Origin of the sequence: Rariglobus hedericola (assembly GCF_007559335.1) — a bacterium.
Classification (GTDB): domain Bacteria; phylum Verrucomicrobiota; class Verrucomicrobiia; order Opitutales; family Opitutaceae; genus Rariglobus; species Rariglobus hedericola.
In genome coordinates this window covers 1,105,145-1,127,963 of sequence record NZ_VMBG01000001.1, presented here as the reverse complement: position 1 = coordinate 1,127,963, position 22,819 = coordinate 1,105,145, and the positions used below count along the sequence as shown (strand labels likewise).

26 protein-coding genes are annotated in these 22,819 nt (G+C 60.2%); all 26 read left to right on the top strand.

Translation table 11 applies throughout. The annotated features are described in order from the left end of the window. Window positions 1-13: 13 nt before the first annotated feature. The 26 genes from fliE to FPL22_RS04845 all read left to right on the top strand — a co-directional run bounded on the left by fliE (window position 14) and on the right by FPL22_RS04845 (window position 22,603). The gene (gene fliE, locus FPL22_RS04970) at window positions 14-364 is read left to right on the top strand and encodes a flagellar hook-basal body complex protein FliE (protein ID WP_144229001.1); all 351 of its coding nucleotides are present in this window, start codon (window positions 14-16) and stop codon (window positions 362-364) included. A gap of 68 nt (window positions 365-432) precedes the next feature. Further along, on the top strand, window positions 433-2,028 hold the full coding sequence (fliF, locus tag FPL22_RS04965) for a flagellar basal-body MS-ring/collar protein FliF (protein ID WP_144229000.1): 1,596 nt from the start codon (window positions 433-435) through the stop codon (window positions 2,026-2,028). An 18-nt stretch (window positions 2,029-2,046) separates the two neighbouring features. After that, the gene (gene fliG / locus FPL22_RS04960; RefSeq protein WP_144228999.1) at window positions 2,047-3,099 is read left to right on the top strand and encodes a flagellar motor switch protein FliG; all 1,053 of its coding nucleotides are present in this window, start codon (window positions 2,047-2,049) and stop codon (window positions 3,097-3,099) included. A gap of 14 nt (window positions 3,100-3,113) precedes the next feature. After that, window positions 3,114-3,695, top strand: a complete 582-nt coding sequence (locus FPL22_RS04955) for a FliH/SctL family protein (RefSeq protein ID WP_144228998.1) — start codon at window positions 3,114-3,116, stop codon at window positions 3,693-3,695. An 11-nt stretch (window positions 3,696-3,706) separates the two neighbouring features. Further along, complete coding sequence (locus FPL22_RS04950) at window positions 3,707-5,026, top strand: FliI/YscN family ATPase (RefSeq protein WP_144228997.1); 1,320 nt, start codon at window positions 3,707-3,709, stop codon at window positions 5,024-5,026. 178 nt (window positions 5,027-5,204) lie between these two features. Beyond that, complete coding sequence (locus FPL22_RS04945; RefSeq protein ID WP_144228996.1) at window positions 5,205-5,648, top strand: flagellar export protein FliJ; 444 nt, start codon at window positions 5,205-5,207, stop codon at window positions 5,646-5,648. 9 nt (window positions 5,649-5,657) lie between these two features. After that, a complete protein-coding gene (locus tag FPL22_RS04940) occupies window positions 5,658-6,260 on the top strand; it encodes a MotE family protein (protein ID WP_144228995.1) in 603 nt (200 codons plus the stop codon). A gap of 11 nt (window positions 6,261-6,271) precedes the next feature. Beyond that, window positions 6,272-7,813 (top strand): hypothetical protein, encoded by a 1,542-nt coding sequence (locus tag FPL22_RS04935; protein ID WP_144228994.1) that lies wholly within the window; start codon window positions 6,272-6,274, stop codon window positions 7,811-7,813. A 5-nt stretch (window positions 7,814-7,818) separates the two neighbouring features. Beyond that, window positions 7,819-8,250 carry a flagellar hook capping FlgD N-terminal domain-containing protein gene (locus FPL22_RS04930; protein WP_144228993.1) on the top strand — a complete coding sequence of 144 codons (432 nt, stop codon included), beginning with the start codon at window positions 7,819-7,821 and terminating at the stop codon, window positions 8,248-8,250. Between the two features lie 36 nt (window positions 8,251-8,286). Further along, complete coding sequence (locus FPL22_RS04925) at window positions 8,287-9,156, top strand: flagellar hook-basal body protein (RefSeq protein ID WP_144228992.1); 870 nt, start codon at window positions 8,287-8,289, stop codon at window positions 9,154-9,156. A 9-nt stretch (window positions 9,157-9,165) separates the two neighbouring features. Beyond that, window positions 9,166-9,753: a flagellar basal body-associated FliL family protein gene (locus FPL22_RS04920; protein WP_144228991.1), complete on the top strand. Its 588-nt coding sequence runs from the start codon at window positions 9,166-9,168 to the stop codon at window positions 9,751-9,753. 11 nt (window positions 9,754-9,764) lie between these two features. Next, entirely contained in the window at window positions 9,765-10,796 is a 1,032-nt protein-coding gene (locus tag FPL22_RS04915) for a flagellar motor switch protein FliM (protein ID WP_144228990.1), read from the top strand. Next, window positions 10,780-11,046 (top strand): flagellar motor switch protein FliN, encoded by a 267-nt coding sequence (fliN, locus tag FPL22_RS04910; protein ID WP_144228989.1) that lies wholly within the window; start codon window positions 10,780-10,782, stop codon window positions 11,044-11,046. The genes FPL22_RS04915 and fliN overlap by 17 nt, the downstream gene beginning before the upstream one ends. A gap of 57 nt (window positions 11,047-11,103) precedes the next feature. Next, a complete protein-coding gene (locus FPL22_RS04905; protein ID WP_144228988.1) occupies window positions 11,104-12,255 on the top strand; it encodes an ATP-binding protein in 1,152 nt (383 codons plus the stop codon). 150 nt (window positions 12,256-12,405) lie between these two features. Next, on the top strand, window positions 12,406-12,876 hold the full coding sequence (locus tag FPL22_RS04900) for a FliO/MopB family protein (RefSeq protein ID WP_162525194.1): 471 nt from the start codon (window positions 12,406-12,408) through the stop codon (window positions 12,874-12,876). Then, entirely contained in the window at window positions 12,873-13,679 is an 807-nt protein-coding gene (gene fliP / locus FPL22_RS04895) for a flagellar type III secretion system pore protein FliP (RefSeq protein ID WP_144228986.1), read from the top strand. The genes FPL22_RS04900 and fliP overlap by 4 nt, the downstream gene beginning before the upstream one ends. A gap of 15 nt (window positions 13,680-13,694) precedes the next feature. Beyond that, window positions 13,695-13,964, top strand: coding sequence for a flagellar biosynthetic protein FliQ (locus FPL22_RS04890; protein ID WP_144228985.1), 270 nt, complete (start codon window positions 13,695-13,697; stop codon window positions 13,962-13,964). 36 nt (window positions 13,965-14,000) lie between these two features. Continuing rightward, the gene (locus tag FPL22_RS04885; RefSeq protein ID WP_238991313.1) at window positions 14,001-14,735 is read left to right on the top strand and encodes a flagellar biosynthetic protein FliR; all 735 of its coding nucleotides are present in this window, start codon (window positions 14,001-14,003) and stop codon (window positions 14,733-14,735) included. Between the two features lie 150 nt (window positions 14,736-14,885). Then, window positions 14,886-16,010, top strand: coding sequence for an EscU/YscU/HrcU family type III secretion system export apparatus switch protein (locus FPL22_RS04880; protein ID WP_144228983.1), 1,125 nt, complete (start codon window positions 14,886-14,888; stop codon window positions 16,008-16,010). Window positions 16,011-16,036: 26 nt separating this feature from the next. Further along, a complete protein-coding gene (gene flhA / locus FPL22_RS04875) occupies window positions 16,037-18,214 on the top strand; it encodes a flagellar biosynthesis protein FlhA (RefSeq protein WP_144228982.1) in 2,178 nt (725 codons plus the stop codon). A 198-nt stretch (window positions 18,215-18,412) separates the two neighbouring features. Beyond that, a complete protein-coding gene (locus FPL22_RS04870) occupies window positions 18,413-19,501 on the top strand; it encodes a flagellar GTP-binding protein (RefSeq protein ID WP_144228981.1) in 1,089 nt (362 codons plus the stop codon). Continuing rightward, window positions 19,498-19,773 carry a hypothetical protein gene (locus FPL22_RS04865; RefSeq protein ID WP_144228980.1) on the top strand — a complete coding sequence of 92 codons (276 nt, stop codon included), beginning with the start codon at window positions 19,498-19,500 and terminating at the stop codon, window positions 19,771-19,773. The genes FPL22_RS04870 and FPL22_RS04865 overlap by 4 nt, the downstream gene beginning before the upstream one ends. A 28-nt stretch (window positions 19,774-19,801) precedes the next feature. Beyond that, window positions 19,802-20,617, top strand: coding sequence for a FliA/WhiG family RNA polymerase sigma factor (locus FPL22_RS04860; RefSeq protein ID WP_144228979.1), 816 nt, complete (start codon window positions 19,802-19,804; stop codon window positions 20,615-20,617). 64 nt (window positions 20,618-20,681) lie between these two features. After that, window positions 20,682-21,545: a motility-associated protein gene (locus FPL22_RS04855; RefSeq protein WP_144228978.1), complete on the top strand. Its 864-nt coding sequence runs from the start codon at window positions 20,682-20,684 to the stop codon at window positions 21,543-21,545. Between the two features lie 39 nt (window positions 21,546-21,584). Then, a complete protein-coding gene (locus tag FPL22_RS04850) occupies window positions 21,585-22,364 on the top strand; it encodes a flagellar motor protein MotB (protein WP_144228977.1) in 780 nt (259 codons plus the stop codon). Next, entirely contained in the window at window positions 22,361-22,603 is a 243-nt protein-coding gene (locus FPL22_RS04845; protein WP_144228976.1) for a hypothetical protein, read from the top strand. Before FPL22_RS04850 ends, FPL22_RS04845 begins: the two co-directional genes overlap by 4 nt. Window positions 22,604-22,819 lie beyond the last annotated feature (216 nt).

Sequence of the window (22,819 nt, the reverse complement as noted above, 5' to 3'; positions counted from 1 at the left end):
ATCCCTCGTTATCATGGCACTCATCGGCTCCATTGGAAATCTCCCCTCGGCCTTTATTCAACGCCTGCCCGGCGCGGGCGGCGCCGAGGCTCCGACGCAAATTCTGCGCCCCGATGCTCCGGCCGGCACATCGGGGGCCGCGCCCGCCGATTTCGGTTCGGTCTTCGATAAAATGGTCTCCGCCGTGGATACCAAACAGCGCGAAGCCTCCGACATCACCCGCAAGGTTTTGATGGGCGACAGCGACCAGCTCCATCAGAGCGTCATCGCGATGCAGGAGGCCGGCGTGGCTTTTCAGCTGATGGTCGAGACGCGCAACAAGGTCGTCGAATCCTACCAGGAACTCATGCGCATGCCGGTGTGAGCCGCCGTCGCGTCCATTTTAGCTAACACTTTTTCATTTCGTTTTCTGACTCCGCCTGCATCCGCCGCATGAAAGCCTTTACCCAATCACTTCTCGGACTTTGGACCCAACTCGGGATCAACCAGCGCGTCACGCTCGTGGTGGCCGCCGCCGCCGTGGTCGCGGGATTGATCGGTGTCGTGCTCTGGTCGCATCAGCCCGACTACCAGTTGCTCTACGGCAAACTCTCCGAGAAGGATTCGTCCCAGATCATCGCGCAGCTTCAGGCGCAAAACATCCCTCATAAAATAGCCAACGGCGGCAACACGATCTACGTGCCGGCCGATCGGGTTCACCGGTTGCGCATGGATCTCGCCGGCAAGGGCGTTCCCTCCGGCGAAGGCGTGGGTTTTGAGATTTTTGACAAGGGCCAGTTCGGCCTTTCCGACTTCGTGCAGCGCACCAATTACCTGCGTGCCTTGCAGGGCGAACTCGCCCGCACCATCTCACAACTCGACGGCGTGCGCAGCGCTCGCGTGATGATCGTGCAGCCTGAGAATCGTCTGCTCGTGACCAACCAAAGCGTGAAGCCCACCGCTTCCGTTTTCGTCGAACTCACCAAACCCCGGCTCGAACCCGAGGCGGTGAACAGCATTCGCAATCTCGTGGCCAACGCCGTGCAGGGTCTGCTCATCGACCAGGTCGCAGTCGTTGACCAGAAGGGCCGTGTGCTCTCCGAGGATCTGAAACAGGACCCGACCCTCGCCAGTGCTTCGTCGCAGATGCGCTACCGTCAGCAGATCGAAGACTACCTCGCGAAAAAAGTGGAGACGATGCTTCTGCCCGTCGTGGGCGCCGGCAACACCGTTGTGCGTGTCTCCGCCGAGATCGAAACCGAGTCCACGACGCGCACCGAGGAAAAGTATGATCCGGATGGCCAGGTCGTGCGCAGCCAGACACAGACCGAGGATATTTCCAATTCCAGCGAACAACGTTCCGGCGGCTCCACGGGGGTGGCCGCCAACACGCCTGAAAAAGCCGGCGCCGAGCCCGCCGCCTCCCGCCCCAGTAACATCACCGAGACCAATCGCAAAAACCGCACCACATCCTACGAGATTAACCGCACGCTTACCAACACGAGCCGCCAGCCGGGTGCCATTCGCAATGTCACGGCCGCCGTGTTCGTGGCGCAGCGGTATGCTCCGGTTCCCGCCGGCGCCGCGCCCGGCACCGAGCCCGTGGCGCAGATTCGCACGCCGGAAGAAATCCAGGCGTTGCGCAAGATTGTGATCAACGCGCTCGGTCTCAAGGCGGTCGACGGACAGAGCCTCGACAGTCTCGTGAGCCTGCAAGAGCTGCCGTTTCTTACCGAGCCCGTGTCGGCGCAGATTCAGCAGATCCAATCCGAGACGCGTATCCAGAGTTGGATTGAAACCGTTGGTGCGTATCTGCCGATCGGCGTGGGTGCCTTGGTGCTGTTTTTCTTCGTTCGCATGTTGAGCCGGCAGAAGCCCGAGCCCGTTCCGATCGAGCTGCTCTCCGTGCCGGCCGCCGCCGGTGGCGCATCCCTGGGTTCCAACGGACACTCGGTGCTCACGCCCGATATGTTGAACCAGCTCATCCAGCAAAAGCCCGCCAACATCGGCAATGCCCTCCGTGATTACATGGCGGTGAAGAAAAACTAAACCCGTCCTTCGTATCCCATGAGCGCCACCGCCGAAGCCACTCCCGCCGCACCCGTTGCGGACTATTCCAAACTCAACCGTCAGCAGAAGCTGGCTGTTTTCCTCATCGTGATCGGCACGCAGGCCGCCTCCGAGGTGCTCAAGCAGTTTGATGATGCCGAGGCGGAGGTTCTTTGCCGTGAGATGAGCCAGTTTCCCATGGTGACGGACGTGCTGGCGCGGCAGGTGTTGGAGGAGTTTTCACCGATCGTCGGCGAGAGCGTTGCATCCACGCTCGGAGGCATGGATTTCGCCCGTGGCGCCTTGGAGCGCGCCCGTGGCGACTACAAGGCCAACGCCATCCTCAGCCGCGTGGGCGCCACGCCTTCGGGCAGCACCGTGGAAATCATTCAAGAAATCGCCGAGATGGAGGGCCGTCAGATTTTTAATCTCATCAAGAGCGAGCAGCCGCAGACTGTGTCGTTCCTGTTGTCGTATCTCGGCAAGGACAAGGCGGCCGAGGTCTTCACGTTGTTCAGTCCCGACCTGCGCGAGGAAATCATCGAGCGTCTAGGAACGATCGACAGCACGTCCATCGATCTGGTCGGCAAGATCGTGCGCAATCTCGGCAAACACCTCGATCACAAGACCCGCCCGACCTTCCATCAAAGCGGTGGCGTGCGGGTGGTGGCCGATTTGCTCAATGGCATGGAGAAGGAAATTTCCAAGAGTCTGCTGATCCGTCTCGAGGAGCGCAACGCCCAGCTCGGTGCCGCCATTCGCAAGAAGATGTTCAGCTTCGAGGATCTGAGCCGCCTGCAACCGGCCGATCTGCAACGCGTATTGCGCGAGGTCGATTCCGCCAATCTGGGCATCGCCATGAAATCGGCGAGCGAGCCCATCAAGGAAAAGATCTACGAATCCATTTCCAAGCGTGCCGCCGAGAGCCTGCGGGACGAAATCAGCATGCTCGGCCCCGTGCGTCTCAAGGATGTCGAGGTGGCGCAGGATGCGATCATTCAGGTCGTGCGTCGTCTCGAGGATGAGGGCGTCATCTCGCTCGATGGAGGCGACTCCGCAGTCGTTGGTTAATTCCATTTTTTGCCATGCCTTCCTTTACCCGTTTGGTTCCGTTCGATCGTCCGCTCGCCGGTGCGTCCATTGCCGGAAAATCGCGCGCGCTCGATGAGCGGGAACTCTCCGAAATCCGTGCGGCCGCGTATCGCGAGGGAGCCGATGCCGCCCGCGCGTTTGCCGATCAGCAGCTGGTCGACCTGCGCCACGATGTGCAGCAATTGCAGGAAGGTCTTTTGAGCCGGATCACCGGCGTGGAGCCGGCGATCGTCGCGCAGTTGCAAAACGCGTTGCCCGCCCTGGCCATCGATCTCGCCCGTCGTTTGCTCGCGGGCTACGAGCCGCCGGTCGATGTGGTGCAGGCCCATTGCCGCGAGGTGCTTGAGGCGCTCTATCCTGAACGTGAAAATCTGGAGCTGATCATTTGCTCCCGCGACGCGGGCTTGCTGGAAAAACTGAACCCGTCCTGGTCGTCACGTTATCCGGGGTTGCGGGTGACCGCCGATGCATCGCTATCGCCGGGCGACTGCCAGGTGCGCAGTCGCTTCGGCATCACCGACGCCCGCATTTCCGACAAACTCGAAAACCTTGAGCGCGAGTTGCTCGCCTCCTGACCCCATCTCCCATGACGGAAGTTCCCTTGATGATTGAAAGCCTCCGCGCGCAGGTGCGCGCCTTGCCCACTGTGCGGCGCATCGGTCGCGTCACCGGCGTCACCGGTCTCATCATCGAGAGCGAAGGCCCGAACGTAGGCTTGGGTGAACTTTGCAAAATCCGTTCCGAGCGCGGTGACTTCGACAGTCTGGCCGAGGTGGTCGGTTTCCGCGGACAGCATGTGCTGCTCATGCCGCTCGATGAAATCAACGGCCTCCACGCCGGGGCCGAGGTCATGGCGTGCGACATGCCGCCGTTGCCCGCGCCCGGACCGCAATTGTTGGGACGTGTGCTCGACGCGCTCGGCCGGCCCATGGATGGATTGGGGCCGTTGATCACGCGTCGGGGCGATGTCACGATGTCCAAGCCGCCGCATCCGTTGCGCCGCCAGCGCATCAAACAACCGTTTGTCTCGGGCGTGCGCGCTATCGATGCCTTTACGCCGCTGGGCCGCGGACAACGTGTCGGTCTCTTCGCCGGCTCCGGCGTGGGTAAATCGACTTTGCTTTCAATGATCGCCCGCGGTGCCGAGGCCGATGTCGTGGTCGTGGGCCTCGTGGGCGAGCGCGGACGCGAGTTGCGTGAGTTCCTCGAAAAAGATCTCGGTGAAGAAGGTCTTAAGCGCAGCGTGGTCGTCGTCTCCACCAGCGATACACCGGCGCCGCTGCGCATGCGTGCCGCCTACACCGCGACGGCGATCGCCGAGTCTTACCGGGATGCCGGTGCCAATGTGCTTCTGCTCATGGACAGCGTTACGCGCTTCGCCATGGCCCAGCGTGAAATCGGTCTGGCCGTGGGCGAGCCACCAGCGACGCGCGGCTACACGCCCTCGGTCTTCGCCAAGCTGCCGCGCCTGTTGGAACGCGCCGGCTCGGGTGAAACCGGCTCGATCACCGCGATCTACACGGTGCTGGTGGATGGCGACGATATGAACGAACCGGTGGCCGATGCCGTGCGCGGTATTCTCGATGGACATATCGTGCTGTCCCGTGCGCTCGCCCATGCGAATCATTATCCGGCGATCGACGTGCTCGAAAGCGTTTCGCGACTGGTAAACGACGTGTGTGCCCCCGACGAAGTCGCCTCGGTCGGGCGCGCGCGCGAACACCTGGCCAACTATCGCAAGAGCGAGGATCTGATCACCATCGGCGCCTATCAAAAGGGCGGGAACCCATCACTCGACCAGGCGGTCGCAATGCATGAGCCGTTACGCGCCTTTCTTCGCCAGCCTACGCATGACCGTATCGAGCGATCGGATACTTACGCGGCGCTTAAAAAAATCGTCGGCTGAGATCGCGGTATGCCTGCGGGCGAGGGGAGGGAAGATTTTGCCGGTCAATGGTGCGGCGGCTAATTACCGGATGAATCTGAAAGGATTAAATTTTTAAAACACTGTAATTAAACGTTAAGCAAATTGACCGGAGCGAATGGCACCGGCTGTGCAATAGCAGATAAACTTTGTTCATCTCATGAAAAAATTCCGCTTCCCGCTCCACTCGGTGGCCACCCAACGCAAGTTGAGGGAGAGTGATCGACGCGAGCGCTTTGCCGCCGCTGTGCATGCCTACGTCGCCTCCGAGGAGGCCCTTGCCCGCATCAACACCCGCATCGTCGAGCTTGAGGAGATCATCGCGGCTGAGCGCTGCGGACTTTTCCGGCCCGCCGCGCAGATCGCATTCATGCAAGCGTTGTCTGAAGAGATCGCGCTCAAGACCCAGGCCTCGGAACTCGTCGCCCAACGCCGCACCGAGATGGATCGTGCCCGCGAAAGCTGGATCGAATCGCGTCGTGATGTGCGGTTGATCGAGACGCTGGAGGCCAAGGCGCGCACCACTTATCGCCAGGCTTATGAACGCGAGGAGCAGGCGCTGCTCGATGATCGCACCAACGCCCTCGTTGCCCGCGCGAGCTGATCTTTAGCCATGAAATTGCTTTCCAATCCTGTTGTGTGTGTCGCGTTGGGTCTACTGCTCGGCGTAGGCACCGGAATCGGTGTATTCTGGAGTGAGGCGATGAAACTTGCCCGCGTGGTTCGAGCGGAGCAGACCGTGGCGCACGAACCGGTTCGCCCTGAGAAACCGTGGGATTTTTGGACGCTCGAGATCGAGAATCTCGCCGCCGAGTTGAAGGATCAGAAGGCTGCGCTGGCCGTGCGTGAACAAGCCGTGGCCGCTCGTGAGGAGCGTTTTTCCGCCGATCAACGAGAGCTGGAGAAAACCCGCAAACAGATCGAAGCGTTGCGCGTCGAAGCCGTGGGCACGCTGGTGGAGTTTGAAGCCGAGGAGTCCAAAAATCTTAAAACCCTCGCGAAGACCTACAGCGAACTCACTCCGAAGGCCGCCGTCGGTATTCTTCAGAAGCTGGATGAAACCACTGCGGTTAAAATTCTCTATCTGATGAAGAGCGATGTTGTGAGCCCGATTTTGCAGGAAATGGGATCATCGCCGGACCCCGAACTGACCAAGCGAGCCGCGCAGTTCACCGACCGACTTCGTCTGGTGAAAGCGGCCAAACGCACACCCTGAATCTCCTCCGCATGACCACGCTTCCCGCTGGTTTTCCGCCGACCGATGGCGGCATCGTTTCCCCTCTCAACGGCACGGATTTTTCCGGTCTGGTTCCGCTGCTAGCCGACGATTCTGGTGATAACTCCGGCAATATCTTTTCCAGTGTGTTGGGCGAATGCACCGACACCGCGCCCGTTCCTAGCGTGCAGCCTCTCCGGGCCGAGTCGCCGGGCCGCGCGCCCGCAGGGACTGGTTTCGTGGCGGCCGTTCCGCCGGCGCTTTCCACTTCACCGCGAGCCATTCAACTCAACAGCGCTCAAGTGATCGAGAAAAAGCCGGTGATTGATTCCGATGTGGCGAGTGAGGTGCCGGCGGCCGACGTCGAAACTAAGACCGTTTCAGATGACGCGCAGCCGGCGACGCCGATCGTTCCCGTCGAAATTCTCTCGGAGGCAATCAGTGCGCCCTTGATCGTTTCGTTGCCCGAGCTGAAGACCATCGAAGCACCATCAGCGGGTAATCGATCCGCCCGGCCGTTTAGTGCTGAGGTGCATACATTGTCTGATGCGACGACGCGTGCGCAGCCTGAGATACGAGATGTGAGCGCAGTTCCGGTTTCCGTGCCCGAGCCGGTGTCGGCCGGTAACGAGCTGGAGAAATCATCGACTCCGATGAACGCCATGGCCCCCGTGGCCACACCGGCCAATCGCGTCGCCACCGCAATGACTCCGGCGGACGTTGCGCAGCCTGAAATGCGCGTGGAAAAAATTGCCGCACCGGTGATTGCAGCGCTGGAGCCGGCGTTGAAGACCGTGGATTCAGCACCAATTAATAATTTTTTAATTGTTGATAATAAAGTAGATGTAGGAAGTGAAAAGACGCTTGGCACCGTAAATGCAAAGTCTCGCGACGTCATGCGCACCAAACCCGATTCCCTCTCATCTCTGCCGGTTGCTGAACCGGGCGTGAGCGTGGGGCGTGAGTTTGCTGCCGTCACTCCGCTGCAATCTCCAGCGATCGTTGCCGGTGGATCGGCTGGCGTGAGTTCAAGTGAGCCCGAGCTCAAAATCTCTTCCCACGCGGTTGATGCCGCCGGCGTGGTGCGCGAAGTCGTCGAGCTGACGCACGAGTTTCGAGCCCGCGAGCGCAACTCGGTAGAGGTGAAGTTCAATTTTAAGGACGACACCGAACTTTCTGTGCGGCTCGCTTATCGCGACGGCGATGTGCAGACGACGTTTCGCACCGATTCGGATTCGCTGCGCGCGGCGTTGAGCCACGAGTGGCAGGGTTATGCGGCAGCCGCGATCCAGCAGCCGCGCGAGTATCGGGTTTCCGAACCGGTGTTTACCCGCACGGCGGATTTCTCCGGTTCTCCCGATCAGCGCAACGCAGGCTCATCGGCCGGTGGCGATGCGCGCCAGCAGTATTCTTCTCACGCGAATGATCCGGCCGCGCAGCCTGATGCGACTCTTTCCGGCTCCTTGCGGAGCTCCCGTTTTTCACCTGCGACGGTTCTTCCGGCGGCCGGATCTCGCAGTTCCCATGACCGCCTTCTCCACGCCTTCGCTTAAAAATCATGCAAGTAAACTCCGTCAATTCCCTCGGCGCGGCCGCCACGGCCGACACCTCCAACCGCATTCCGCAAAAGGCGCTCGGGCAGAATGATTTTTTGAAACTGCTCACGGTGCAGCTTCAACAGCAGGACCCGATGAAGCCCATGGACGACACGCAGTCGATCGCCCAGATGGCGCAGTTCAGCTCCCTGCAGCAGACAACCGAGCTCAATAAAAGTTTTCAGGCCATGCGTCTCGACACTCAGCTCGCTTCGGCGGGTTCCTTGCTCGGCCGCCAGGTCACGGTGGTCAATCCGAGCGGCGCGGCCGTTACCGGTATCGTTGACTCCGTCGAGCAGACCGAGACCGGCCCGCTACTTTCCATCAACGGCACGGCTTATTCCTACGAAGGGCTGATGCGCGTTTCCCAGGCTCCGGTTCAACCGGCCGCCTGATCCTCATTCTAAACCAACCATAAAATCCGCATTCTCATGTCACTCATCGGCACTCTTACCTCAGGCGTCAGCGCCCTGCGCAGTTTCACCAAAGGCCTCGAAGTCATCGGCAACAACATCGCGAACGTGAACACCGTCGGCTACAAGAGCTCCCAGGCGAGCTTTGCCGACAGCTTTAGCAACACGCTGCGCGGTTCCGCTCCGTCAAACGGCACTACTCCCAATCAATCATCGATCCAGGTGGGCACCGGCGTGCGCATCGCGGGCATCACGTCGAATTACGGACAGGGCGCGCTCACCACAACGGGCGTGGGCAGCGACCTCGGTGTTTCCGGTAATGGTTTTTTCCGCGTCGTTAACACCGTCGACGGACAGGAATACGCCTCGCGTGCCGGCAACTTCCGCTTCGACGACCAGGGCTACTTGGTCACCTCCGAGGGTTATCGTGTGCAGGGCCTCACCGGTGGCACCAGCTCTTCGGCTCCGGGCACCGTGGGCGACATCCGCTTGAATACAACGCCGCCGACCGGCACCGAGTTGCAGTCCTACTCGGTGGACCGCCTCGGCAACGTTGTTGAGTTTTACTCCGACGGTTCCTCGCTCACCAGCAACCGTCTGCTCCTGCAAAACTACACCGACCCGAGTGCACTCCAAAAAGAGGGCAACAATCTCTACACGGGGTTTTCTGCCGCCGGTGCGATCGGTGGTGTTGCGCTCACCGCCGCCAACGGCGCCGGCCAAAACGGCCTCGGCACCATCGAGTCAGGCACACTCGAACTCTCTAATGTGGATCTCACCGAGGAGTTCGCCAACATGATCACGACGCAACGTTCCTTCCAGGCCAGCTCGCGTCTTGTCACGGTCTCCGACTCCGTGCTCGAGGACATCGTCAACCTCAAGCGCTGATAAGCCGCCATGTCCTCCAAATCCGAAACTCCCGAAGCGTCGGCTCCGGCCGAGGCGGGCGCCGCCAAGAAAGGCGGAGGCTCCTCAATGCTTCCCGCGATCATGGCGATCGTGGCCGCACCGGCGATCACCTGGGCGGTGTGCCAGTTCGTGCTCATCCCGCAGCTGAAAAAAGAGTTGGGTTCCGCCGCTGCTGGCGAGCCGGCACATGTCGCCGAGACTGCGGCCGAAGGTGGTCACGGCAAAGAAGCCAGCGGTCACGGCAAGGCGGCCAAAGGTGGCGAAGCCGCGTCCGCCGCCAGTGGATACACGTTTGAAAACATCGTTGTGAATCTGTCCGGCACCATGGGCACTCGTTATCTCAAAACGACGTTCCTGGTCACCGGTTCCGATGGCGCGATCAAGTCCATCTTCGATGAGAAACGCCCCGCATTGCTGGATGTGACGCTCAACGTGTTGTCCTCGCTCTCGCTCGCCGATCTGGAGGAAGCCGGCTCTAAAAACCTGATCCGTGAAAAACTGATCCAGTCCTACAATCAGGCGCTGGGTCGCAAGGTCGCCGAGCAGATTTTCTTCTCCGACTTCGTGGTGCAGTAAACGTCCTTCCCATGTCCGACGACAACGATCTCTCGTCCATTCTCGATCAAAGCGAGATTGACCGCCTGCTTTCGCAAGCCGTCGAACCGGCGAAACCGCTCATCTACCGCGCCGATGGCCGTCGCGATGCCAATGCGGCCGCTCCTAAGGTCGAAGCTTACGATTTCCGGAATCCGGTTTTCCTCACCGAAGTCGATCTGCGTCGTCTGCGTCTCATTCACGAGGATTTCATTCGTTATCTTTCCGCACGACTCGCGCTTTTCCTGCGCATGGAGTGCACAATGAAGATGTCGAAGCTCACGACGCTCACCTACGCGAAGTTTACCGAGGGTCTGCCGAATCCGACGCACTTGTGTCTGTTCAAGGTCGAACCGTTGCAGGGCGTGGGTATTTTGGACATCAATCCTCGCCTCGCACTCACGCTCGTTGATCGCATGCTCGGGGGGCGCGGACACTCGGTGAAGGTGGATCGTTATCTCACCGAGATCGAAATCGCACTGCTGGAGGACATCCTGCGTATCGTGCTCGAAGAGTGGTGCGGCCAATGGCACCACGACACCGATCTGCATCCGGAAATCATCGGTCATGAAAACAACGGGCGGTTTCTCCAGACTTCACCCAAGGACGCCATCATGCTGGCGCTCACCATCGAGTTTGATTTCGGCGACTGTGCGGAGCCGATTCAGATCGGGGTGCCATACTACACGATCGAGCCGATGGTGAAGTCCATTCAGGCCAAACGTAACCGCGATTCGTCGCCCGCCCAGACGCGAGCCACCGCCGAATGGAAAGATGTGTATGCGCACATCGCGCTGCCGACCCACGCCGAGTGGGACGCGTTTGATCTTTCGTTGCGCGAACTCACCCAGCTTCGAGTCGGTGACGTGCTCGAACTGCCGGTCGATATCGTCGACAAAACCCGAATCTGCCTCGCCGGTGTGCCCAAGTTCAACGGCACCGTCGGTCTCGATGATGACAAGGTCGTCGTGAAAATCTCAGAAAAACTAAAAACAGAGGAAACCTCCCATGCCCACGCTCATTGATGATACGTCCACGCTCGATCTCGTTCTTGACGTCAAGGTCAAGGTCACCGTCCAGCTCGGCTCCTGCCAGCTGCCCATGCGCGAAGTCCTGGCGCTGGCGCCGGGCGCCATCATCCAGCTCAACCAACACGCGAGCGATCCAGTCGGTCTCTATGTCAACGACAAGCTGATCGCCTATGGCGAGGTCGTCGTCGTCGAGGACAGTTTCGGTATCAAGATTACCGAACTGGTTGGTTCGCGTCCGTCTTGAGCCACGCTCCCTTTTGATAAGATCCACCCGACATCCGTTGGATACAGTGCGTAAAAAATGATGAAGTCATCGAGCGCCGGCCGTCTCATAATTTTGGGTAAAACCCTCGCGGATGATGACGGGCTTGATCGTTATCTCGGGGAACTGGGTTACGATGTGGTCGCGGTGCTCGATGATCCCGCCGAAATCGGTTCGCGTGGCGCGGATTCCGATCTGGTGTTGTTGGATCTTCATCTGGAGAGCGGGCAGGGCGGCGGGTGCGTTTACAGCCGTCTGCGCACGGAGCACAACCTGCCCGTGGTGACCGTGGCGCGTCGTGGTAATGCGATGGATGATGCGTATGCGGACGCCATGAAATCCTATGGTTGCGTGCATTTCCCGTTTGAAGGTCGCGAGCTGCAATCCGTCCTGCAAAGCGCAATCGTCCGCCATCAAGTGGAGGGCGAGCGTCGCCGGCTCGAGCAACAAATGCTCGCCGTGCAAAAATCCGAGAGCCTCGGCGTGATGAGTCGTCACCTCGTGCACGATTTCAACAACCGCCTGCATGCCGTGCTCGGTTACATCCAGATTGCCTCGATGGATCTGCCGCGCGGAAGCAAGTCCCGTCAGATGCTCGACCAGGCCGTGGAGGCCGGCATGAAGGGCTCCACTTTATGCCGCGAGTTTCTCCAGTATTCATCGACGGCGGTGAGTGGTCCTCCGGTGGCCGAACTTTCCGCCATCGTGTGGGAATCGCAGACGCTGATCCGCACCATCGTTAAGAAAAACATCACGATTGATTACCAGCTCTCCACGGATTTGCCGCATCTGGATCTGGCTCCATTGAGTGTGCGCCAGATTCTCTTCAACCTCGCGCTCAACGCCTCCGAGTCCATCGGCAACCAGCGTGGTTCGCTTAAGATCGTGACCGGTCACCGCCGGTTGAGTTCCGCCGAACTGGCCGCGATGGCCGGAGCACCCGTGCGCGCTGACGGAGATTATGCATTCCTCCAGCTCACGGACGACGGTGGGGGCATCAGCGCGGAAATCGCCGGACGGATGTTTGCGCCGTTTTTCACGACCAAGTTCTCAAGCAGCGGACTCGGCCTCACCGCGGTGCGCGATCTCGTGAATCTTCACGAAGGGGCCGTCGAAGTGATCTCGTCAGCCGGCTATGGCGCGACGGTGAGCGTGTATCTGCCGGTGCCTCGCAAACCGGTGCGAGCCTGACGGCAGTTTTTTCCCGTCGGCCTTCTCCCGGGTTTCGCGGTGACCGGAAGAATGGCGGTTAGGTTTAATAATAAAAGTTTTAAGCGATTGGATGTTAAGTGTTAGCGGATGTTGTGATTTCGATGGCATGCACCTCGCTAAAGCAAACGGGTGTTGCCGAAACTCCTTCAAACAATTCCCAGCGTCACCCGCTGGCTGATAGTGGTAGTAGTCGGCTGCGCCGTTTTGGAGACGGTGCAGCCGATGAGTGCCGCCGAGCCGTCCGCATCGCCTGCCGATGCACGCTCGGCCGACACCGTGCTTTATCCGAAGGATTCGCCAGCGCGTCCGGCGTCCGCGTCAACGACCGATGAAGGTCGTGGCGGCTCCTGGATGCTGGCCGGCGCACTCCTGCTCGCGATGGGCGGAGGCTGGATGCTGATTCGCCGCCGCGGCATGCCGCTGGCCCGCGTCGGGCGCACCGACCGGCTCATTCGCATCGAGGAGACCAAGTCCCTCGGCAACCGCCAGTATCTCGTCGTCGCCGGCTGCGAAGGCCGTCGCTTCCTGCTCGGGGTGACCGCTGGGCAGATTCAAATGCTCAGTTCACTCGACGAAAACGACGACACCCCCGAGTTATGAAACGCCTCTATCTTCTTTTCGTGTGTGTGGTCGGCGTGTGCTTTTTCCAAGCCGCCGGTTTTGCCCAAGCCGAGCCTGCACCGGTCACTGGCGCCGAGATGGCGTTGCCCGTGCCGCCGGCCGCATCGACACCGCTGCGCCTGAACATCGGGCTCGAAGGTTCCGCCGGCACCGGTGATGTGAGCGTGGCCATCCAGCTCGTCGTGGTGATGACGCTGCTCACGCTCGCGCCCTCGATGATCGTGTTGATGACGAGCTTCACGCGCATCGTTATCGTGTTGGGTTTTGTGCGCACCGCGATCGGCGTTCCCTCGGCTCCCTCCAATCAAATCATCGTGGGACTCTCATTGTTTCTGACGATGTTTCTGATGGGGCCCGTGTTTGAACGCGTGAACAACGAAGCACTCCAACCCTATCTTGCGAAACAAGTCACCTCCAGCGAGGCGCTCGACAAGGCCACCACGCCGCTCAAGGAATTCATGCTCAAGCAAACCCGCACCCGCGATTTGGAGTTCTTCCTCGAGCTGGGCCGGTTTCCGCCGACCAAGGTCAGCGACCTGCCGATCCGTGTGGTGGTGCCGGCGTTTGTGATCAGCGAACTCCAGACTGCGTTCCAAATGGGCTTCCTGCTTTTCCTGCCGTTCCTCGTCATTGATTTCCTCGTGTCATCGGTGCTCATGGCGCTCGGCATGATGATGATGCCGCCGTCGATCGTTTCGCTGCCGTTCAAGCTGCTGCTTTTCGTCCTCGTCGACGGCTGGCATCTGGTGGTGAAGAGCCTCGTCGAGAGCTTTCATATCTAACGCCCTCATCCCGCCATGAATCCCGAAATGGCCGTCGATATTTTTAAGACGGTGGTGGTGTTTGCCCTCTACATCGTCGCGCCGTTCCTGGCGATCACGCTGGTCGTGGGCTTGATCACCAGCCTCATCCAGTCGGTCACGAGTATCCAGGAACAGACGCTGACCTTTGCGCCCAAACTTATCGCGACTTCAGGGCTGATGATTCTGCTCGCGCCGTGGTTGTTGCGCACGCTGACCGAGTTTACCGCGGAAATGATCTCACGCATCGGCGGGCTGGGGCAGTGACGCAGCGCCATGCCGATCGATCTGTTATTTGCGTGGATGATGATCTTCCTGCGGGCGCTGGGACTCATCCTGTTGTTCCCCACGCTGGCAGGGCGGCCACTGCCGGTGATGTTGCGCTCGGCCATCGCGGTGTGCCTGGCCACGTTACTCTACACACTGGTGCCGCACGTGACGGCTATTCCCGGCGCGCTCGGCGGACTGATCGCGGCGTCCGCCTGTGAAGTGGCTCTGGGCCTGGTGATGGGCTGGGTGGGTCGTCTGGTTTTCGCCGCCGTGGAAATGGGCGGACGTGTGATCTCCAGCGAAATCGGCCTCACCGCCATTCCCGGAATCGATGCTCCGCAACCGGCGCAGGAACCCGTGGCGACGCTGCTGGTAACCTTTGCCGGCATGATGTTTTTCATCGCGGGCGGACACCTGGGCTCACTGGCGGCCTTCGCGCGCAGCTTTGATTTCGCGCCCGCCGGAGCGGCGGCGTTTGGAATCGATGCGCCGGAACGTCTGGTGACGGCGACGTCCCGCGTGCTTGAACTGGGACTGCGTATCGCCGCGCCGTTTATAGCGCTGAACTTTTTAGTGACGCTCGCCTTTGCCGTCTTGGGACGTGCGGTGCCCCGCATGCAAGTGTTCGTGTTGAGCTACTCGCTGCGCTCGCTCGCAGGCTTCGCGTTGCTCGCGGGCTCGGGCGGATTGCTGACGCGTTATCTGTGGCCCGAATTCTACGCGCTGCCGCTTCGCTTGCTCGAACTGTTGCCCGCGGCGGTGAGTTAATCCGGCGAGGCAGATTTTGCCCGTGACCGTTGCGTTGGCGGACACCTGAAACGGCGTGGGATTATTTTAAGTTTTAATCGTTTATGATTATGATGATGCGAAGCTGTTGAGGCGACTGGCATCGGCTCTGCATTAGCACCGGTTGCCCACATGTCCGACACCGACAAAGACTCCAAAACAGAACTCCCGAGCGAGAAGCGCTTGAGCGAGGCGTTTGAGAACGGACAGTTCGCGAAGTCGGCGGAACTGCAGGTCGTGGCAACGCTGACGGCGATGTTTGGCGTGATTGCATTCTTTCTGGCGGCATCAACCCGCGACATCAGTTCACTCGCGACCTCGTTGTGGAGTGATCTCGATGCCGCGCCGATGCAGGCGGGTGCGCTGCCCTTGCAAGTGGCCGAGTGCGCCAAGGTGTTTTCGAAAGTCATGCTGCCCGTGATCATTTCGGTGGGCCTGGCGACGTTGCTCATGGGCGGTTTCCAAAGCGGTTTTCGCATGTCGCCCAAGGCGATCGGCTTCAAGCTGGAGAATCTGGATTTCAGCAAGGGCATCGGCCGGGTGTTTTCCAAAAGCGCGTTTGTGCGCTCCGGCGTCGATATCCTCAAACTCATCTCCATCGGGCTCGTGTTGTGGCTGGGCGCGCGCTCGCTTATCAGTGACCCGATTTTTGTGAGCCCGATCGAAGCCGGCTACCTCGGCGAATTCCTGCGCCGTGCCACGATGGAGTTTCTCTCCAAGATCATTCTGGCCCTGGGCATCGTCGCGGCGATCAGCTACTCTTACGAGAAGTTTAAGACGCATCAGGATTTGATGATGTCGCGCCAGGAAGTGAAGGATGAGAGCAAGCAGGCCGAGGGCGATGCGCACACGAAATCGGCGATGAAGCGCATGGCGCGCCGACTCATGCAAAAACAGATGCTCGCCGCCGTGCCCACGGCTGACGTGATCGTGACCAACCCGACGCACTACGCCGTCGCGTTAAAATACGAGCGGGGCCGCGATGGCGCCCCGATGTTGCTGGCCAAGGGCGAAAACCAGTTTGCGCGTCGCATCAAGGCGCTCGCGGCGCAACACAACGTGCCGGTGATTGAGAACAAGCCGGTGGCGCGCACGCTCTACGCGCTGGGCAAGGTCGGCGAGCCGATCCCCAATAATCTCTATCAGGCCGTGGCCGAGATACTCGCGTTCGTTTACCGCACGCACCGCTTGTATTTCCACGATCTTAAGATCCGTCGCGCCGCCGCCGAGGGTGCGGCCACACGCACCACCGCCTGATTTTTCACCAACGAATTTCTATACCCATGGCCACTGCTTCCATCACCGCCTCCGCCTCGCCAGTCGCTTCCGGCGGTCTGCTTAAACGCGCCGATCTCATCTTCATCGGCGCGCTGTTCGCCATCGTGCTGATGCTCATCGTGCCGGTGCCGGCGCTGATGCTCGATCTGATGCTCGCCTTGCAGATCGGCCTTTCGCTGCTGGTGCTGTTGATCGTCGTCTATGTCAAAGACGCTCCGGAGTTTTCCGGATTTCCCACGCTGCTGCTGGGCCTCACGCTCTACCGACTCGCATTGAATGTCTGTTCGACGCGCCTCATTTTAACGGAGGGTCACGCGGGCAACATCATCGAGTCGTTCGGCAAGTTTGTGATTCAGGGCAACTACGTCGTGGGCTTCGTGGTGTTCCTGATTTTGATCGTGATCAACTTCGTGGTCATCACGAAGGGCGCCGGCCGTATCGCCGAGGTGAGCGCACGTTTTACCCTTGATGCTATGCCCGGCAAACAGATGGCCATCGATGCCGAGCTCAACGCCGGTATCATCGATGAACAGACCGCCACCGCCCGTCGTCTCAAAATTCAAAAGGAGGCAGACTTCTACGGCTCGATGGACGGTGCATCCAAGTTTGTGCGCGGTGATGCCATTGCGGGCATTCTGATCACCGTGGTGAACATCGTCGGCGGTTTCGCCATCGGTGCGATGCAGATGGGCATGTCGCTCGGCGAAGCGGCGGCAAAATTCACGCTATTGTCCATCGGTGATGGCCTTGTTTCGCAGATACCTGCGCTGATCGTTTCGGTCGGCGCGGCGTTGCTCGTCACGCGTGCCTCGGGCACCGGCGATCTTGGCGAACAGATCGGCGGACAACTCCTGCGTTATCCCAAGGCGCTCAAGATCACCGGCGCCATGCTGGCGCTGTTCGGCCTGATGCCGGGCATGCCCGCGCTGCCGTTTTTGATTTTGGGCGGACTCATCTACTACGTCGCCCAAACCGTGAAAAAATCAGAAGCCGTCGCGGCGAAAGCCGAGGCCGCCAATGCCGCGGGCGCCACCGCGACCAAATCCGGCAAGCCGGGCGCCGCCGGTGAAGTCGCCGCTCCGGGCAAGGGTGGTCTGAGTGACGACTTCCGGAAGCTCATCGATCTCGATGTATTTGCGATCGAGATCGGCTACGGTTTGCTTCCGCTGGCGGATGCGCGGCAGGGCGGCGATTTGTTGTCCCGCGTGACCGGCGTTCGCAAGACCCTCGCCAAGGCGCAGGGCATTCTCGTGCCGCCAATTTCGGTGCGCGACAACCTGGAGCTGGAATCCAACGAATACCGTTTCCTCCTTCGCGGAAAATCCATTGGCCGCGGCCAGGTGCAGCCGGGCCGTCTGATGGCGATGAATGTGACCGGCAGCAAAGTGAAGCTGCGCGGCCTGCCGACGCGCGAGCCGGTCTTCAACCTCGAGGCTGTGTGGATCGAGGACGGCGAACGCAAATCCGCCGAGTTAAACGGCTACACGGTCGTCGATCCTTCGTCCGTCATGATCACGCATCTTTCCGAGTCGTTGAAGGGCGTCGCGCATTTGCTCCTCGGCCGTCAGGAAGTGCAGACGCTCGTCGATCACCTCAAGGAAAAGAATCCGGCGCTCGTCAGCGAGTTGCTGCCCGATCTGGTGAACCTCGGCATCATCCAGCGCGTCTTGCAGAATCTCCTGCGCGAAAACATCTCGATCCTCAACCTGCCGCTCATTCTCGAAGGCATCGGCGATTTCGCCGCGTTGACGAAGAACCCCGACGACCTCAGCGAACTCATCCGCCGCCGCCTGGGGCTTTATTTCGTGCCCGAGCTCGAGTGCCGCTCCGGCGTCATCAAGGCCGCCACGCTTGATCCGCGCATGGAGCAATTGCTCGCCACGAAAGTCCATCGCACGCCCGGCGAGGTGGGGCTCTCGATCGATCCGACCAGTGGTCGTCATCTCTTGCAGGAGCTCACGCGACTCTCCGGGGAGTTTTCGCAGGCCGGCATTTCGCCGGTGCTGGTCACGGGCACGGAGATCCGGCTCGCGCTCAAACGCTTTCTTGAACCCTCGTTCCCGCGTCTGGTGGTGCTGTCCTACCAAGAGCTGCCCAATACCACCGAGATCGAAAATCTGGGCATCATCACGCTGCCGCCGATGGCTGCGGCTCCCCGTGTCGAGCTCGCCCGCGCGGCTTGAGTTTAACTCCGTTTTCCAAGCGCCGCATGCGTTGTCATGCGGCGCTTTTTTGTGCCCGGAAGTTTTTGCCGCATCGATTTTTGAGGCCGTAAAAAATCAGCTATCTGGAAAAATTAAAATTTATAAAACTATGGTATAAAATGATTAACATAATCATAAAACCGGTTGGCACGCGCACAGCTAAACATCTGCATTCCCATGCCAATCGCGCTTAATGAAACGACCGTCGCCCAGGCCGCCGCCCCTGCCACTTACAAGCTGGTGGTGCGCTCGGCGGACGAAGCCGTGAAGGCGATTCGTGAGCAGTTGGGCGAGAACGCCCGCGTGTTGTCGGTGCGCCAACTTCCGTCGCAGGGGCTCGCTGGTTTGCTCGGCCGGCCTCGCCTGGAGGTCATTGCACAAATCGCCACGCCCGAACTGCCGGTGGCCATGCAGCCCGCGCTGGGTCTGCCCGCCGATGATCGTCCGGCCTCGATGGCGAATCCGTTTTCCTTGGATCGTTCGCGTCTAGGTTCTCGCGATATGCCGGCCGGTCTTGGCGACTTGCTGCGTCGCTCGGGTTTTTCGGCATCGTTGGTCGGTCGTTTGGAAGCCGCGCCGGAATTGTCCGGCCATGACATGAAGCCGCTCCATCGCGTGCTCGTTGATGTGGGCACGACGTTGGGTGCGGCGGCACGTCGCCGTGCGCCGCGTCCGCTGCCGTCGCGCGCCGCGTTCATCGGTTCGCCGGGATCGGGACGCACCACCGCGCTGTGCAAGTGGCTCGCTCGCGAAATGTTTTCCCATCATCGCACGGGCCGCGTCTTCAAAGCCGAGTTTGACCGGCCGAATCCTTCGGAAGGGCTCGGCGTGTTTTGCGAGGCGCTGGGTTTGGTCCTTGAGCATGCCGTGCCCGACAGTCCGCTTCCGCAGTCTGGAACGGAGTTTGCCTACGTGGACATGCCCGCGATGTCGGTGCGTCGTCCGCAGGATAATCGGCCGCTGCTGCGTTATCTGGACACGGCGCAAATCGAGGGCCGTGTGCTCATCCTCAACGCGCTCTATGACCAGCCGGTGCTGCGCGATGCATATGCGGCGGGCCGCGATCTCGGTGCGACCCATCTCGTTTTCACCCACCTCGATGAACTCGAGCACTGGGGACGCCTGTGGGACTTCCTCATCGAGGGAGAACTCAGCCCGCTCTTTCTCTCCACCGGCTCCGGTCTGACCGGAGACCTCGTCCCCGACGTCGTCGGGGCTGTCATGCGCCGCACCTTGCCGGGAGCACCCGTTCCCCACCTGTCATGAAGTTTGTTTTTCTCACCGGCGGCTTCGTCGGATTTGTCATAGCGGCCATCGCCGGTCTCAGCGCCGGACGCGATTCCGGGCTGGTATTACGCGATGCGGCCATCGGCTGCCTGGTCGGAGCCCTGTTGTTTCGCTGGTTCTGGTCGGTGGTGGTCAAGGCCCTCGCGGACACCATCGAACGCCGCCGTGTCGAGGCCCGCGCCGCTGAACTTTCTCCCGCGCCTGCACCGGCTCCCGCCGCCGCTGCACCGGCCCGTGCCCGCTCACTTTAACGTCATCTAGGAACTCACGAACAAAGCCATGAACTCAGTGTTATCCGAACCAGCCACCACCGCCGCCGAACCCACCCAAGCTCCTGCCACTGCGGGTGCGGCCTGGCGTGTCTATCAAACCGTTTCGACCGGCCCCGTCAGTGAGAACGAACTCATTGAACGTTACCTGCCGCTCGTTCGAAACGTCGTCGACCGCATCAAAATCAACCTGCCCGCGCATGTGGATGCCGACGATCTCTACAGCGTCGGTATCACCGGTCTGCTGGCCGCGGTGCGCAAATACGACCCGAGCCAGAACACGACCTTCGCCGGTTACGCGAATACGCGGATACGCGGTGCGATCCTCGACGAGTTGCGCCGCATGGACTGGTGCCCGCGCCGCGCCCGCGCCAAGGCCAAAAAAATCAAGGAGTCCATCAACACCATCGAGCAACGCGTGAAGCGTGCCGCCTCTGAGGAGGAAATTCGCGCCGAGCTCGGTCTCTCCGCCAAGGATTACGCCAAGTGGGTCGAGGAATCCCGTCCCGTCTGTTTCGTGGCGATCGACCAGCCCGGTGAAAACGAGGAGGGCGGGGGAGCGTCGTTGCACGAGATCATCGCCGATCAATCCGAGATTCCGGTGCGCGACCGTCTCGAGCAGGAAGAACTCATGCAACTGGTCGCCCGCTGCATCGAAGCGCTGCCGCCGATCCCGCGCAAAATTCTCGCGATGTATTACCACGAAAACCTGCGCCTCGCGGAAATCGCCGCGGTTTTTAGTCTCACCGAGTCCCGCATCTGCCAGATCCATTCACAAACCGTCCTTTCTCTCCGCGCCATGATTCAGCGCGAGCGCGACCGGTGATCACTTCTGCCCGCATTAAGCTCTAAAGCTTGGCGGACGTGCGTCGTTAATCAGGCACACACCCATGTTAATCTTAATCGGAGCCTTCATCGTCATCGCGTCCACATTGGGCGGATTTATGATCGCGGGTGGCAACCCGCTGGTGCTGCTCCACGTGTCGGAATTCGTGGTCATCCTCGGTGTCGCCTTGGGCGTCGTTGTCATCGCCAGCCCGATGCACACAATGATCGAGCTCATTCATAAGATCAAACAGGCGCTCTTCGGAAAATCCACCGGGCGCGGCGACTATGTGGAAATCCTGAAGATGCTTTACGAAGTGTTCATGGTTGGTCGTCGCAATGGTCTCATCGCTCTCGAAGAACACGTCATGAACCCCGGTCAGAGCTCGATTTTTACCCGTTATCCTTCGTTCACCGGAAACAAGGAGCACATGGAATTTCTGCTCAACGGCATCAAGCCGGTCATCGATGGAAAAATAAAACCCGACCAGCTCGAGGAGCTCATGACGGCGGAGTTGCGCGCCAAGGATGAGGAAAAGGGCCACCCGGTTCACCTGCTTGGCATGGTGGGAGATTCGTTGCCCGCCATCGGTATCGTCGCGGCGGTGCTCGGCATCATCAACACGATGTCGGCCATTGCCGAAGGTCCCGAAGCCGTCGGCGAGAAGGTCGCGGCCGCGCTCACCGGCACGTTGCTCGGCATCTTCGTCGCCTACGGTTTTGTCATTCCGCTGGGTGCGCGTATCGCCGGAATCAACGCCGCGGAAAATCAAACGCTGCGTTGCATCATGAGTGCCGTCGCCGGCTTTGCCAAAGGCCTGGCGCCGCTTACCGCCGTCGAGGTGGCGCGTCGTGGTCTCGACAGCACGGTCCAGCCCGGCTCCGAGGAGCTGGAAAATATTCTTAAGGCCATGCCTGCGGTCAAGTGACCACGCCCCTCTCTTAACCCGCTCAACGCGCAACTCACCATGGCCGGAAAAGGAGGAGCTTGGAAGGTAGCCTACGCGGACTTTGTCACCGCGATGATGGCGTTGTTCATGGTGCTGTGGATTTCCTCCCAAGATCAGAAAATCCTCGTGGCCACGTCGCGTTATTTTCAGAACCCGTTCAACTCCCCGCTGCAGGCTTCGTCGGGTGTGCTCGACAAGGATTCGAACCAATTAAGTTCCAAAAACGGCGCCGGCCAGGACTCCGATTCCAAAAAATCCGCCACCGAAGCGGCCGAGATCGATCTCCAGTTCCTTAATTCCCTGGCCAAGGATTTTTACCGGTTGCTCCACCTCGACGAGGACTTGCAGGACAAGCCCATCGATATCCAGGTGACCAGCGACGGCATGCGCATCACGCTGTTTGATCGCGCGCGTAAACCGCTCTTTAAGGAAGGCTCGGCGGAGTTTACCCCGTGGGGCGATTTTGCGATGCAAGGTCTGTCCTGGCTGATCGACCGGAATAAATTCCACGTCGTCATCGAGGGACACACGCGCAAGGGCCTCGTGTTGACCAATCCTGACTACGGTCCGTGGGAACTTTCATCCGATCGCGCCAATGCCGCGCGTCGTGCCCTTACACATTACGCGGTCTCTCCCGATTTGATTGAGCGCGTCACCGGCTTCGCCGACACACGCCCCGTGCCGTTTCAGGCCGAGGATTCGGAGGGCAATCAACGCATTACGCTCAGCCTTTCGCTCGGTGTGCGCGGAGCAAAAAAGCCATCGTCGCTCAAACCCGCTTCCCCGACCACTCCATGAAATCGTTCCTCTCCAATCGCGCGCAACATGATCAACCGTCGCTCGGCCGTGAAACGGCTTCGGGTGAAGGCCTCGCGCGTTTGCAGCATGCGCATTCCGGTCCGGCTGATCGCGCGGCTTCTGCCGCGGGTCATTCCGTGGAGTGCGTGAAGGATGGCGACAAGGTCGTGCGCTTGATCGTGACGTGCAGTTGCGGAGAGCGCATCGAAGTGGACTGCCTTTACCCCAGCACGAGCTGAATTAAACGGGCGCTAGAAAACCCGTCGGTTCTCACAGGTTTGCCGTGCGTGCGTGGCGTTGCACGCGATCCCGCATCGATGCGAAAGCTGGCTTTTTACAGCAGCAAGCGACGCGGTCAGCAGGTTGAAGGCAAAAGTTGCCTATCGTAATTATTGTTACGTAACCCAATGTTGATTATATAAATGCAAACGTGGCATTGCGGGTGCTAAGCTCTG

Coding starts and splice junctions, on each gene's coding strand:
- FPL22_RS04860 (WP_144228979.1), top strand. CDS start 19,802: ATGAACTCAGTGTTATCCGAACCAGCCACCACCGCCGCCGAACCCACC.
- FPL22_RS04915 (WP_144228990.1), top strand. CDS start 9,765: ATGTCCGACGACAACGATCTCTCGTCCATTCTCGATCAAAGCGAGATT.
- FPL22_RS04890 (WP_144228985.1), top strand. CDS start 13,695: ATGAATCCCGAAATGGCCGTCGATATTTTTAAGACGGTGGTGGTGTTT.
- FPL22_RS04855 (WP_144228978.1), top strand. CDS start 20,682: ATGTTAATCTTAATCGGAGCCTTCATCGTCATCGCGTCCACATTGGGC.
- FPL22_RS04955 (WP_144228998.1), top strand. CDS start 3,114: ATGCCTTCCTTTACCCGTTTGGTTCCGTTCGATCGTCCGCTCGCCGGT.
- FPL22_RS04925 (WP_144228992.1), top strand. CDS start 8,287: ATGTCACTCATCGGCACTCTTACCTCAGGCGTCAGCGCCCTGCGCAGT.
- FPL22_RS04865 (WP_144228980.1), top strand. CDS start 19,498: ATGAAGTTTGTTTTTCTCACCGGCGGCTTCGTCGGATTTGTCATAGCG.
- FPL22_RS04945 (WP_144228996.1), top strand. CDS start 5,205: ATGAAAAAATTCCGCTTCCCGCTCCACTCGGTGGCCACCCAACGCAAG.
- FPL22_RS04940 (WP_144228995.1), top strand. CDS start 5,658: ATGAAATTGCTTTCCAATCCTGTTGTGTGTGTCGCGTTGGGTCTACTG.
- FPL22_RS04885 (WP_238991313.1), top strand. CDS start 14,001: ATGATGATCTTCCTGCGGGCGCTGGGACTCATCCTGTTGTTCCCCACG.
- fliN (WP_144228989.1), top strand. CDS start 10,780: ATGCCCACGCTCATTGATGATACGTCCACGCTCGATCTCGTTCTTGAC.
- fliF (WP_144229000.1), top strand. CDS start 433: ATGAAAGCCTTTACCCAATCACTTCTCGGACTTTGGACCCAACTCGGG.
- flhA (WP_144228982.1), top strand. CDS start 16,037: ATGGCCACTGCTTCCATCACCGCCTCCGCCTCGCCAGTCGCTTCCGGC.
- FPL22_RS04845 (WP_144228976.1), top strand. CDS start 22,361: ATGAAATCGTTCCTCTCCAATCGCGCGCAACATGATCAACCGTCGCTC.
- FPL22_RS04870 (WP_144228981.1), top strand. CDS start 18,413: ATGCCAATCGCGCTTAATGAAACGACCGTCGCCCAGGCCGCCGCCCCT.
- FPL22_RS04930 (WP_144228993.1), top strand. CDS start 7,819: ATGCAAGTAAACTCCGTCAATTCCCTCGGCGCGGCCGCCACGGCCGAC.
- fliP (WP_144228986.1), top strand. CDS start 12,873: ATGAAACGCCTCTATCTTCTTTTCGTGTGTGTGGTCGGCGTGTGCTTT.
- FPL22_RS04950 (WP_144228997.1), top strand. CDS start 3,707: ATGACGGAAGTTCCCTTGATGATTGAAAGCCTCCGCGCGCAGGTGCGC.
- fliG (WP_144228999.1), top strand. CDS start 2,047: ATGAGCGCCACCGCCGAAGCCACTCCCGCCGCACCCGTTGCGGACTAT.
- FPL22_RS04905 (WP_144228988.1), top strand. CDS start 11,104: ATGATGAAGTCATCGAGCGCCGGCCGTCTCATAATTTTGGGTAAAACC.
- FPL22_RS04920 (WP_144228991.1), top strand. CDS start 9,166: ATGTCCTCCAAATCCGAAACTCCCGAAGCGTCGGCTCCGGCCGAGGCG.
- FPL22_RS04850 (WP_144228977.1), top strand. CDS start 21,585: ATGGCCGGAAAAGGAGGAGCTTGGAAGGTAGCCTACGCGGACTTTGTC.
- FPL22_RS04880 (WP_144228983.1), top strand. CDS start 14,886: ATGTCCGACACCGACAAAGACTCCAAAACAGAACTCCCGAGCGAGAAG.
- FPL22_RS04935 (WP_144228994.1), top strand. CDS start 6,272: ATGACCACGCTTCCCGCTGGTTTTCCGCCGACCGATGGCGGCATCGTT.
- fliE (WP_144229001.1), top strand. CDS start 14: ATGGCACTCATCGGCTCCATTGGAAATCTCCCCTCGGCCTTTATTCAA.